The 12,478-nt window shown below is 63.4% G+C and carries 6 protein-coding genes; 3 read left to right on the forward strand and 3 right to left on the reverse strand.

Going from position 1 to position 12,478, the window contains the following annotated elements:
* Positions 1-30 precede the first annotated feature (30 nt).
* The gene (locus tag AC1DQK_RS08980; protein WP_477869890.1) at positions 31-1,602 is read right to left on the reverse strand and encodes a TolC family outer membrane protein; all 1,572 of its coding nucleotides are present in this window, start codon (positions 1,600-1,602) and stop codon (positions 31-33) included.
* 352 nt (positions 1,603-1,954) lie between these two features.
* Here AC1DQK_RS08980 and AC1DQK_RS08985 point away from each other — a divergent pair, with 352 nt between their 5' ends.
* The 3 genes from AC1DQK_RS08985 (at position 1,955) to AC1DQK_RS08995 (ending at position 10,137) form a co-directional block, all read left to right on the forward strand.
* On the forward strand, positions 1,955-6,118 hold the full coding sequence (locus AC1DQK_RS08985) for a glycosyltransferase (protein ID WP_477869574.1): 4,164 nt from the start codon (positions 1,955-1,957) through the stop codon (positions 6,116-6,118).
* A gap of 43 nt (positions 6,119-6,161) precedes the next feature.
* Entirely contained in the window at positions 6,162-8,867 is a 2,706-nt protein-coding gene (locus AC1DQK_RS08990; protein WP_477869576.1) for a class I SAM-dependent methyltransferase, read from the forward strand.
* A gap of 313 nt (positions 8,868-9,180) precedes the next feature.
* Positions 9,181-10,137 carry a class I SAM-dependent methyltransferase gene (locus tag AC1DQK_RS08995; RefSeq protein WP_477869578.1) on the forward strand — a complete coding sequence of 319 codons (957 nt, stop codon included), beginning with the start codon at positions 9,181-9,183 and terminating at the stop codon, positions 10,135-10,137.
* A gap of 154 nt (positions 10,138-10,291) precedes the next feature.
* Here the strand turns inward: AC1DQK_RS08995 and AC1DQK_RS09000 are convergent, their stop codons facing one another.
* A complete protein-coding gene (locus AC1DQK_RS09000; protein ID WP_477869580.1) occupies positions 10,292-11,536 on the reverse strand; it encodes an FkbM family methyltransferase in 1,245 nt (414 codons plus the stop codon).
* A 189-nt stretch (positions 11,537-11,725) separates the two neighbouring features.
* Positions 11,726-12,460, reverse strand: a complete 735-nt coding sequence (locus AC1DQK_RS09005; RefSeq protein WP_477869582.1) for a class I SAM-dependent methyltransferase — start codon at positions 12,458-12,460, stop codon at positions 11,726-11,728.
* Positions 12,461-12,478 lie beyond the last annotated feature (18 nt).

Consider the following 12,478-nt stretch of genomic DNA (forward strand, 5'->3'; position numbering starts at 1 on the left):
AACATATGCCGGACAGGCGGCGAGCAATTTTCATCGCGGATCGTCGTCCTGCGGCGGAGTGCCATAGTCGCCGACGATCGACGGAAGCTGGTCGGCAGGGACCAGCGGGCTTTGCGTGATCGGGACCAGCGGCTTCTGCGTATAGCTCTTGTCGAGCGCCGCGGGCATGGCCGGCGATCCTGTCGGCTTGGGCTGGTTGGCGCCGCGCAGATCGGGCTTGGGCTTGGCATAGGGGCTGGCCGAGCCGACATGATCGAGCAGCATCGCGACCGGCTCGGTCGGCGAGATGCCGCGCCAGCGCACCTTCTTGAACTCGGCCTCGGGATCCCGGGCCGGTATCGCCGAATTGACGGTCCGCGCGTCGAGCCGGCCCATTGCCAGCAGGAGCGAGGCACGCGCGACATATTCCTGATAGCGGTTCGACAGCAGGGTCAGTTGGGCCGAAGCGAGTTCCTGCTCGGCATTGAGCGTTTCGATCGTGCTGCGCAGCCCATAGCGCTCCTCGCGTTCCATGCCGGCAAAGGCGATCTGCGCCGCCTGCACCTGACGGCTGCCCGCAATGACTCCCAATCGCGTGGAGGCCAGCTGGTTCCAGGCTAGCACGACGTCCTGGAAGGCCTGCCGGCGTGTGCCATCGACTACAGCCTGGGCTGCGTTGTTCTGATCCTGCGCCTGGCGGATCCGCGAGCGGATCGCTCCGCCCTGGAAGAGCGGCTGGGTGATGGTGACCTGCGCGGTCACCTGGGTGCGGAAACTATGGCGGTCGAATGGCGACAGCACGCCGCGGACCTTCCCCGCGTCCGCCGTGATCGAGGCAGTGGGCCGCTGGCCGCCGCGCTGCGTAGCGACATTGGCGCGAGCGGCTTCCTCGGCGAAACGGGCCGAGGTGAGTTCGGCGTTCTCGACTTCCGCAACCGCAAACGCCTCGTCGATCGACTCCGGCAGCCCAGGAAGTTCGGGCAGCGGCTGGAGATCTCCCGGCTCATGGCCGACGATGCGCAGATACTCGCCGCGGCTGACCGCGAGCTGGGCTTCGAGATTGGCAAGTTGGGCCTCCCCGGCAGCCAGCCGCGAGTCCGCCTGGGCAACGTCGGTGACCGTCACGTCCCGCACCCGCCGTTTCGCGCGGCGCTCGGCCAGCTGCTGATTCAGCACGGTCACATTCTGTCGAGCGACTTCGAGCCGCTGCTGATCGCGCAGCACCGCCGCATAGGCATTGATGACGTCGCCGATCACCTCGCCCTCGACCCGGCGGAGCCCTTCTTCGCTGCTGCGGACATTGGCCCGCGCCTGCGCCAGCGCGCCGCGTTGGCGGCCGCCGCTGTAGATCGGTTGGCGAACATTCAGCGTGAGGTCGCCTACATAGCCATCGGCCGAGGGCCGCCTATAAAGCTTCTCATAATCATAGGTGCCGACCGCCTGGAGCGACACTTGCGGGCCATATTGCGCCCGCGTCTGTACATAGTTTTCGTTGGTGCTCTTCTGCCGGTAGCGCTGGGCGACAAGCGTCGGGTTGTTGCCATAGGCGGCTTCGACGGCATCCATCAGTGTCTCGGCGGAGGCCGGAGCGGCGGTTTGCAGCAAGAAGGCTGCGCCGAACATCAACGCGAACCGATGCCCCTGCCGGCCTGGTCTGTTGTCAATCGAAGCGATGTCGAAGATCATCCAATTCGCCGCCCAAATACCGGCGGGTCCAACCGGTCATGTCGTTGATGCCGGGGCGCCCCCATAGCCCGCCCTGCGCGGCTGTCAATTGCGATACTGTCCTTGCCCTAGCCTTAACAGCTTGTAAGACTTGCGCAGAAACCGCTCTTCTTCCTAAGAGGCAGGTTCCTTGTGCAGGGCCGAATGACCCGCACCCGCTGGACATCCGGATGCTCGCTCCCTGTTTCGTAACCATCGATGCCATGATAGCGAGCAATGCATGACGAGGGGGTTCTGGCGAAAACGGGCGATGGAACGTGCCTTCCGCATGGCTACGGCCGCGCGCGACGCGCGTGATTGGGGCAGGGCGGCGGAGCATTATCGCCGCTACCTCGTCTATCGTCCGGGCGATTTCGCGATCTGGGTTCAACTCGGCCATATGTTTGCCGAGAGCGACGATCCCGAGCAGGCCGACCGGGCCTATCGGATCGCCTACGGCCTCGATCCGTCCGACGCCGATCTTGCCTTGTGCCGGGGCCATCTCGCCCGCCGCACCGGGGATATCGACCTCGCAATCGCACTTTATCGCGAGAGCCTGGCGCTTGACGGCAACCAGCACGCCGTCAATGCGCTCGCCGAACTTTTGCCGCGAGAGCTTGAATCGGAGCCGCAAGCCAACGCACAAGCTGAGCCAGAGCCGGAGCCAGAGATTGAGGTCCCCCGGGGCGGCAAGATCGAGGGCTGGTATGAGCGATCCGTCTCGGGAGTGCTCTTTGAGACTGGGGGCACAAGGCCGTGGGTCGAATTCCATGACGGCGAGCGGCGAGTAGGGCAGGCGTTTCCCGAGCGGCTCGATGACGGCACGCTCAGCTTCCGGGCCATATTGGACATAGATCTCGGCGAAGACGGCGACGGCGTCGAGGTCGTCGGCCGCCGGATGCCCGATGGCGCAGAGCTCGAACCGTCGCCGGTCATGCTGTTTCCGCCATCGCGCCACCCCGAAAGCCATCCCCCTGCCTGGTCGGTGCCGAGCGACGTGGTCAAGCCGCTGTCGTTGCCGATCGACAGCGAGATCGTCCTGTTCGTCACGCATTCGCGCTCGGGCAAGATCAAGCCGCATGTCTTGCCCTATCTGCGAGCGTTGAAAGCGCAGCGGCTGGGCATCTTCCTGATCGCGACGGTGGACCGGCCGGTCGATCTTCCGCCGGAGCTGATCGACCTTGCAGATGCGGTGATGGTGCGCCGCAACGCCGGCTATGATTTTGGGGCGTGGAGCCACGCGCTGAAGCTCTATCCGCGGCTTTACGGTGCCGCGACGCTCTATCTCGCCAATGACAGCGTGTTCCCGGCGACCGAGGACGGGCGGATCGGCGCGATCGTCGATCGCGTGCGGCAGAGCAAGGCCGACCTGATCGGATTGACCGAAAGCCACGAGTGGCGTTGGCACGTCCAGAGCTACTTCCTGGCAATCAAGCCGCGGCTGTTGTCCTCGCGAACCTTTCACAGCTTCATGGACGAGGTTCGGCTGCTCACGCGCAAGGATCATGTGATCCGCGCCTATGAGATCCGGCTGGCCGAGCTGGCCGAGCAGAGCGGCCATGATGTCGAGATACTGTTCCCGAGCCCGACCGCGATCAATCCGACGCTGTTCGGCTGGCGCGAGCTGATCGCCGACGGCATGCCGCTGGTGAAGCTGCTGCTGCTGCGCGGCGAGTTCGAGACGGCCGACGTCTCCGGCTGGCGCGAGACGCTCGCGCAGGCGGGCTTCGACGTGGCGCTGGCTGAGGCGGCGATCGCGGCGGGGGCGGAGAAGGGCCCCGTGGACGATGGTGGCCGCCTGCTGGCCCGGCGCCTGCCGCGCGAGAAACTCGGCCGCGGGCCGCTGCGCGTGGCCTTTTACGGGCCGTGGAATTACGACAATGGCCTGGGCCAGGCGAGCCGCGGCATCATCGCCGCGATCCGCAGGACCGGCGCGCTCGTCAATCTTCACCCGATCAAGCTGCCTTTCCATATCCACAAGCCACTGGTGCCGGCCACCGATATCATCGACTTCGAAGGCCCGGCCGAGATCGCGCTGGTGCACCTGAACCCGGACAGCTGGCATCTCCTCACCGAACAGCAGCGCGGCGCCATAGCGCAGGCGCAGCGCCGGATCGGTTATTGGGTGTGGGAGATGGGGCATATCCCGCCGGCGTGGCGCAGCAATTTCGGCTCGGTCGACCGCATCTGGGCGCCGAGCCGCTATTGCGCGGACGTGTTCTCCGGGCAGGACGGCGTTCCCGTCGATGTCATTCCCCATGTCGTTCCGCTGGTAGAGCCGCCGGCGCTGGACCGCCAAGCGGCTCTGGGCCGGCTCGGGCTCTCCGCGGATCGCCGTACGATCCTCTACGTGTTCGATGGCTCGAGCTATCTCGTCCGCAAGAATCCGGCAGCGCTGATCCGCGCATTCTCCGCCTCGGGCCTGGCGGCGCGTGGCTGGTCCTTGCTGCTCAAGACGAAGCATCTCCATGATCGGCCTGAGGAAGGCGATGCGCTGCGTGCGCTCGCCGACGGCACCGATGGCGTCCTGCTCATCGACCGATCAATGGCGGCCGACGAGCTTCAAGAACTCACCGCGCTCGCCGACCTCTACGCATCCCCGCATTGTTCGGAAGGGTTCGGGCTGACCATCGCGGAAGCCATGGCGATGGGTAAGCCGGTGATCGCCACTGACTTCGGCGGCAGTCGGGACTTTCTCGATGCGGGCAGCGGCTGGCCGGTCCGATATCATCCGTGGCGACTGGAGCAGGATTTCGGCCATTATACCGAAGGCGGACAATGGGCGCGGATCGATGAGCCCGCGCTGACGGTCACGCTCATCGAGGCCGCCGATCGGATCGAAGCCGGCGAGGATGGCAAAGGCGCCGCCGCGCGCGAACGGATCGGTTCACTGCTGTCCTATGAGGCCGTGGCTGAAAAGGTGGCAGCCAGCTTCGCCGCGGTCGTTGCGGCACCCGGCAACGAGGGCGCCGTGCACGTCCCGTCGAACCTGTCGATGGGCATCCCTGTCGGGATGGCAGCGCTGGGTCCGACCTTGCACGTCGTGGCCCTGGCGCCCGATGCTGTGCTCGACACGCCGCTGCCGGCCGATCTTCCCACGGCCCGGAATCAATGGATCGTGCTTGCGCCGCGCGACGCGCTGCTCTCGCCGTTGTTCGAACGGACGTGGCGCGAGGCCGCTGCGGCCCGGCCCGATGTCGGCATCTTCTATGGCGATGACTTCGCTGCAGGGGAGGCTCGTGGCTTTGATCAGCTGCGGCTGAAGCCTGCATTCGACCTGACATTGCTCGCAGCGCAGGACTATATCGGCGCGCCGCTGATCGTTCGCGCCTCACTGTTCGCGGAACTCGGCCTGCGTACCGAGATGGGCGCGGCGGTGCTCGACGACCTGCTCTTCCGCGCGCATCGCGCCGGCGCCTCGATCGAGCGTATCCCGAAGGTCCTGCTGGCCCACCGCGGCGCCCGCCCGATCGCCGATCCCCAAGTGCGCCAGCGGATGCTCGCGCAGCAGCCGCAATTCGCCAGCTATGACTTCAAGCCGGGGCGGGTGCCGGGGAGTCTTGCGCAGCTGCGTGAGTTCCGCGCTGCCGTTCCCGAAGTATCGCTGATCATCCCGACCCGCCGCAGCCGCATAGCCGGTGGCCGCTCCACTTATGTCGAGCGGCTCCTCAAGGGTATAGCCGAAGCCGACTGGCCGATGGATCGGCTGACGGTGATCGTGGGCGACGACATCGCCGGAGAGCCGGGCTGGGCGATACAGTCCTGGCCGTTCACGCTCCGCCGCATCGAAACATTGCGCGGCGACGACGAGCCTTTCAACTATGCCGCCAAGATGAACCGGCTGTGGCGGACGGCCGAGACCGAGCAGATCGTGCTGATGAACGATGACCTCCAGCCGGTCACGCCCGACTGGCTCAAGGCGCTGGTCGGGTTCGCGATCGACGAGAGCGTCGGCGGTGTCGGGGCGCGGCTGCTCTATGCCGACGGACGCCTGCAGCATGCCGGCATCGTCCCGCAATTCGGCGCCGTCGCCCATGCCTGGGCCGCGCGGACGAAGGTCGGCGGCACCTATCAGGATTGGGCGCTGGTGCAGCGCGAATGGTCGATGGTGACGGGCGCCCTGTTCGCGACCCGGCGATCACTGTTGGAGGAGGTCGCCGGCTTCGACGAGCAGTTCAGCCTGGAATATAACGATGTCGACCTGTGCCTGCGGCTGCGCGCGCTGGGCTATCGCATCATCTGCACGCCAGTGGCCGAGATGGTCCATGCCGAGAAGGCATCGCGGGGCGAGACGCCGGTCGCGGGCGATCAATATGCGCTGTTCCAGCAGCGCTGGAAGCAGTGGCTCGACAACGACCCGTCCTGGCATCCCGGCCTGCGCCGCGACAGTTTCGAGGTCATGCCCGCGGATGATCCGGGCGCCTGGTACCGGTAGTTTTCGGCTAGGCTCAGGAGCATCGAGCCGCTAACCGGGCCTTATGATTGACGGCACCATCGCGCGCAGCCGGGCGCTGCCCCCGGCGTTCGACGCCGGCCATTACCTCGCGGCCAATCCCGATCTGGGCCTAAAGCTCGAAGAGGCTGCCGATCATTATGCCCGCTTCGGCCGCGCCCAGGGCCGCGTCGCATCGCCGCTGGCGCTACGTGAGAATCTGATCGCGCTGATCGACGATGGCCGCTCCGTGCTCGAGATCGGTCCTTTCTGTCGGCCGCTGCTGCGGGGCCCCAACATCGCCTATTTCGACGTCCTCGACGCCGAACAGCTGCGTGCCCGCGCCGTCAACATCGGGGTGAATCCGGCGGGCTGTCCCGACTGGATCGACTATGTCGGCGGCATCGAACAGATCCGCCGCCGCTTCGACGCCGTCGTCAGCAGCCATGCGATCGAGCATCAGCCCGACCTCGTGCGCCACCTCGAGCAGATCGAACGGATTCTCGAGCCCGATGGGCTGTTCTGCCTGATCATTCCGGACAAGCGCTACTGCTTCGACCATTATATCGCCGAAAGCACGATTGCCGGCGTGATCCAGGCACATCGCGAGCAACGCCGCGTCCATAGCGTCGCCAGCGTGATCGAGCATATCGCGCTGACCACGCACAATGATTCGGGACGGCATTGGGCCGGCGATCACGGCCCCGCCATTCCGGCCGACCAGCCGGCGCGGCTTCAGCGCGCCGCCGCCGCCCATGCGATGAGCGCTGGCGGCTATATCGACGTCCACGCCTGGTATTTCACGCCGGACAGCTTCCGCAACATCATGGAGACGCTCGGGGCGCTCGGGCTGACCGGGCTCGAAGTGGCAGAGGTCTACGACACGGCGCACGGCCGCAACGAATTCTGCGCCGTCCTCCGGCTCCGTGCTGCTGCGCGCGATCGGGCGCGCGACAAGCCGGATGGCGACGACATCATCGTCCTGCAGACCGCCGACGCGGAGCGCTATGCGCCGATGCTGGCGATCACCGCGACCAACGTGCGCGAATATTGCCGCCGCCATGACCTGGGCTATGAGAGCTTCCTGGGCGTCAAGCGCGGCTTCCACCCGTGGCAGGCGACCTTCAACCGCATCCCGATGCTGGCGGAACTTCTCGACCGTGGCTTTACCGGCTGGGCGCTCTATCTCGACGCCGATGCCTATATCCAGGATCTCGACTTCGATCTCGCTGCCTATCTGGCCGACAAGACAGACCGTGCAGCCATCTTCGCGACGTCGGGCGTCACCGGCGAACATTGGGACGTCAATGCCGGCGTGGCCCTGATCAATCTCGGTCATCCGCTGGGCCGCGCGCTGATCGAGCAATGGGTCGCCGGATTCGCGGCACACAGCGATGACGACCTGCGGGCGGGCAGCGAATGGTTCGGCGCCGGCAACGACCAGGACATACTGCAGACGATCCTGCGGCGTGACCGCGCCATCGCCGATGCTGTACTGGTCGAGCAGATGGCGTTCATGAACGGGCCGCATGCCAGCTTCATCCGCCAGCACCTCCGCACGCTCTCGCCCACCTTCGAAGCCAGGCTCCGGGCGCTTGCGGCTGCGGTGGGAGAGGTGGCGCGCGAAGGCGGCCTGCCAGCTCCCGCGTCGCCGCGCGCCGGCGACGATCGCTGGTATGCCCGGCTGGCGCATCTTCCCGGATTGCAGCCCACCCTGGTCGAAGCGCCCGTGCCGGTGCCGCGTCCGGATCTTGTTGCGCCGATCCTGTCGGCTTGGAACAGGGTCGTGAAGCCATCCGACGCCGGACCGATATGGGCGCCGCTGCTCGAAGATTTTCAGAATGATTTTGTGCGATTTCTAAATCGCGGTGATGTCGGGGCCCTTGCCGAAAACCTGTCTGGCCTTGGAAAGGCACGCCTCTCGCAAGGCTTCTTTGGCGGCGCGCGCCAGCATGAGCGGGCGCGCAGCCAGCAGTTCGCGGATCGGCTGGCGCTGTGGACCTACGACAAGCTGGTCTCGCTGGCCGAGGCGGTGGGTGTGCTGCCGCTCGAAAATCCAGAGAATGGGCGCTGGTCCGTGAATGCCATGATCGAGCCGGCCGAGCTCTTCCGCGACATCCAGGCAGCGCTCGCCGTGGATCTCTCGCCGCCGCCGCATATCGGCGGACATCTCGGCATCGCGGTGGGGAACGGCGTCGTGCTGCACATGCGCATGCTCGATTCGATCCATGCCGCCTGGCGGCTGCGCCAGCTCGCCGACGCGCTGGGGCTCGGCGCAGACGCGCGCATCGCCGAGATCGGCCCGGGCGCCGCGTTGACCGCTTATTATGCGCTGATGCTGGGGCAGAAGAGCTGGCGGCTGTTCGATCTGCCGACGATGAACGCCGTTCAGGCCTATGTGCTGGCGGGGGCGGGCCACGATGTCTCGCTCGCGGGAGAGCCGCCCAAGCCTATAGCAATCCTCCCCGGCAGCGCCTTTGCGACCACCGAGCCCGGCTCGATCGACATCCTGTTCAACGCGGATTCGCTGCCGGAGATCGAACGCGGGGCGGCGTTGGGCTATCTCGCCGATGCGCGGCGAATCGGCATCCGGCATATATTGAGCATCAACCAGGAGGCAGGACTGACCGATCAGCCCTCCGTCGCCGAACTCATGCGCGAGGCCGGGGGCTATCGGCTTGTTTCGCGGAACCGCCACTGGCTGCGCGCAGGTTATGCGGAGGAGCATTATCTCCATTTTGGAGGTATTTAGCTTGTAATCTGTTGCGGCCGCCCGTCGGCGCAGGCATGGCACAGCTTCGGAGGAGCTTTCAGATGAATGTTCGTGAAGCGGTGCTTTGGGCTTATCGGCTGATCCTCAACCGGGATCCTGCGCCCGAAGAGCTGAGCGCTACCGAAGCGTCGTTCACGAACCCCCAAGCGCTACGGCGTTCGTTACGTACGTCCCGCGAGTTAGGCTTCTGATATAGGCGACCGTCGGCCGCAAGCCGCGCCATTATACCCTCTTATACGACATCTTCTCGCGCCACGCAGGGACTCGCTGAAGCGCCGCTAAAAGGACCGATATGACTGTCACGCGCGAAGAAGTGATTTATGCCTATCGCTTGATCCTTGGTCGGGAGCCGGAGAACGAAGATGTCGTCATGCAGGCGATGGCGGCAGGAAATCGTGCCGAGTTGCGATCGGCTTTCTTGGGTAGCCCCGAATTCAGGGCGAAATACGATGGAGGAATGACGCATTCCTTGCCGGTAGGTCGCTTCTTCGATGTGGAGAACATCCAGATCGACATCGACTGCACGCCTGATCAGCTTCAGTCGATGTTCGATCGCATCGCCGAGGCATGGCGAGCTTTCGGCGAAACGGAGCCCCATTGGTCGGTGCTGGTTAGCGAGGACTTTCGCCAAGAGAATCTGACAGCCAATATCGACCGGTTCTATGCGACTGGCCAAGGCGACATTGAGGTCCATCTTAATTTTCTACGCCGAGCAGGCTTGCCGGTCACTTTCCGGAAGGCGCTCGACTTCGGTTGCGGTGTGGGACGTTTGACACTGGCGCTTGCACCTCATGCGCATCGGGTGGTGGGAATCGATATCTCTCCGCCGCACTTGAAGCTCGCTATCGAGCGTGCCCGCCAGAAGGGAATCTCCAATGTTCAATTTGAGGCCATCGATTCCGTCGCCGATCTCGCGCGGCAAAGTGGCTTCGATTTCATTATCAGCCGCATCGTGCTGCAGCACAATCCTCCGCCGGTGATGGCCGCCTTATATCGCCGGCTGCTCGACGCACTGGCACCGGAAGGCGTTGCGATCGTCCAGTTTCCGACCTTCTTACAAGGCCAGAAGTTTTCTTCCGGTCAATATCTTGCCAGCGAGCAGCCTTCGATGGAGATGAACGCGCTGCCGCAGCGGCTTATCTTCGAGATCATAGAGCAAGCCGGCTGTCGACCGCTCGAAGTGCGCGAAGATGGTGCTGCCGGCGACATCGGGCTCAGCCACACTTTTGCGGTCCAGCGAGCCAACTGATCGCTAGGACAGGGGGAACTGACCGCTTCAAATGCGCTGCGTATCACCACTGTGCGGGACTAAACACCTGAACTAGGCACCTCTTACCACCGAGGGCGTTGGCACCGCCATAATATCGCTCCGACGTGTGTCTGCGAAAGCGGCGTAGCTTGATTTAGGAAAGATCTCTGCGGAAACAGCTGACATGATGTGCGCTCAAATCGAGATCAATATCGAATCCGTCTGATATGAACTTACGAATCATGTCGGAAATGGCCCGTTTGCCCGCTGCCCAGTAGTGGGTCTCGATTATGATCGTGTCGATTAGACTTAGGTCTGCTCGCAGCAGAAGATTGGCTTCACCCCCTTCGATGTCGCAAATGAGAAAATTGGCGCGATGGGCTTCGATGGCATCTTCGAGGCTGGCTGTGGGAATATCGACAACGTCAACAATATCCGGATCATTGATTGTTGCACCCAGCCGAGACGCCCAGAAGTCCCGTGATACGGCGAACGGTATGGTTGGCGGCACGCCTGCCATCTCGGCTCGCGCCTGCAGCACGGCGTTGGATGACCGGATCGCGCCGAGTCCATTCGCCATGAAATTTCGGCGAGCATCCTCAAGAATGTAAGGATTGGCTTCGTAGGTTGTGACGCTCTCTGGCCCGACGATCGATGCGGCCGTCATCGACAAGACGCCAACCGCTGTTCCAATCTCGAGCACACGATCATCTGGTCGAAGCGCCGCATAGAGGATGCTTCGCTCTGCGCTCTCATATCCGCCATCCTCCAACGATCTGATGATCGGCGGGCTGTATCGCTCGTCATCGGCAAACACCTGGAGATTGCCGATTTGAATCATTCTTCCCGTGCGACCGGCGATGGCAGCATCACGCTTGGCAGAATGAGCAGAGACGAAGGCGGCGTAAGCCTCGCTGTCCTTTTCACTGGGACGATGCCCGAATATTTGAACGGCTCGTAGGTGCAGATGACCGAAACCGTCCATCCGCACCCGAACGTAGCGAGCTAAGTTAGGGCAATCGATCGCTATAGCCGCACCGTCGTCGCCAGCCCCCAGGACCGACTTTCCGTCATGGCTATAGATCGTCGTCCAGTTTACCTGATCGTCAGATGCGAGAATGCTGAACCGGGAGAGGCGCTCAGCACATGTACGCCGATTGAACAGCCGAAGCGTATCAATCCAGTAGATCCCACCTAGGTCGACTTGCCACCACGGAAATAGCTCCTCAGCGGTATGATTGGCATATTCTCGATCGGCTCGATCGATGATGCCCTCGACTACGAAAGCAGCGTCCGCCCCCGTCGAGGCTGCGGCCGACCAATGGCAGGCCGAGCTCTGCTCGCAAGGTCGACCCAAGGCCAGATCGTCAACGGGGTGATGATGGACCACGAGCTTCACCTACATTGATCAATATATGGCGCGCTCCCTAGCGCGGCAGAGTGCCCGGGCCAAGTGAGCATCGTCGAGCGATGCCGACCAGAAATATCGCGCTCAAAAGTCCGATTGATTTAATTGAAAACCACGGCGCCGCCGCAAACATACCGAAAGCCGTCGGGTCGGGCATAATCCGTGCACCGCGCTGCGGCATTAAACACCTTGTCTTGCATCGTGGATTTCCCACGCATGGGCATAGTCGCCCTGTTTAGGCCAGCGCGCGAAGGGTGCGACGTCGGAGATTTTTTGCGCAATCGTGATCAAATCGGTTGTACCTGATGTTGCGCCCAGTTCATTGCGGTAACCCTCCGCGCCGCGATCGGTTAATTCGACGGAGCGACCATCGCCCTCTACTAGCTTTACCGAGATTATGCGAAAGCCGTTCTCAGGTTGGAAGACGCGGAACGGCAGTTCCGGGCTAAGTTGGTAAAAACCGTGTCCAAGCCAATTATTGGCCGGAGCTATGCTCACTAGACGTCCACCTATCGCTAGCAACCGCATCATATTGGCCAATGCGACCGGAACGTTGAATATATGTTCTAGCGACCCAGATTCGATCAAGGTGTTGAACAGCCCATGATACTCAACAGGAATGGGATCGTTGAAGTCGTGGATGATGGTCGCTCCCTCATAGGGAGAGGCATCTGCCGCCATGACTGGATGGGCGCCGAGCCGTGCCAGGAGATTCGTATCCGCGAACATGTCGCTCGCCACGATTGCGCTCAGGCTATCGGCAAGACCATGAGCGCGAACCGCAGCATCGGCTGCAGCTTGCTCATGAGCAGCGATATACAGGCCCTGACGACCAATCTGTACAGTTTTGCCAAAGTCTCCAAACCGGCTGTGGAGGTCGAGAAGGGCATTTAACCCAGAGAGAGCGATGCCCATCCGGTATCCTTGTGTTTG

The sequence above is a fragment of the Rhizorhabdus sp. P4_G5 genome (genome assembly GCF_056401065.1).

What these genes read in the sequence shown, in the direction of transcription:
- AC1DQK_RS08990 (WP_477869576.1), top strand. Translation starts at nt 6,162, where the DNA reads ATGATTGACGGCACCATCGCGCGCAGCCGGGCGCTGCCCCCGGCGTTC.
- AC1DQK_RS08980 (WP_477869890.1), bottom strand. Translation starts at nt 1,602, where the DNA reads ATGTTCGGCGCAGCCTTCTTGCTGCAAACCGCCGCTCCGGCCTCCGCC.
- AC1DQK_RS09005 (WP_477869582.1), bottom strand. Translation starts at nt 12,460, where the DNA reads ATGGGCATCGCTCTCTCTGGGTTAAATGCCCTTCTCGACCTCCACAGC.
- AC1DQK_RS08985 (WP_477869574.1), top strand. Translation starts at nt 1,955, where the DNA reads ATGGAACGTGCCTTCCGCATGGCTACGGCCGCGCGCGACGCGCGTGAT.
- AC1DQK_RS08995 (WP_477869578.1), top strand. Translation starts at nt 9,181, where the DNA reads ATGACTGTCACGCGCGAAGAAGTGATTTATGCCTATCGCTTGATCCTT.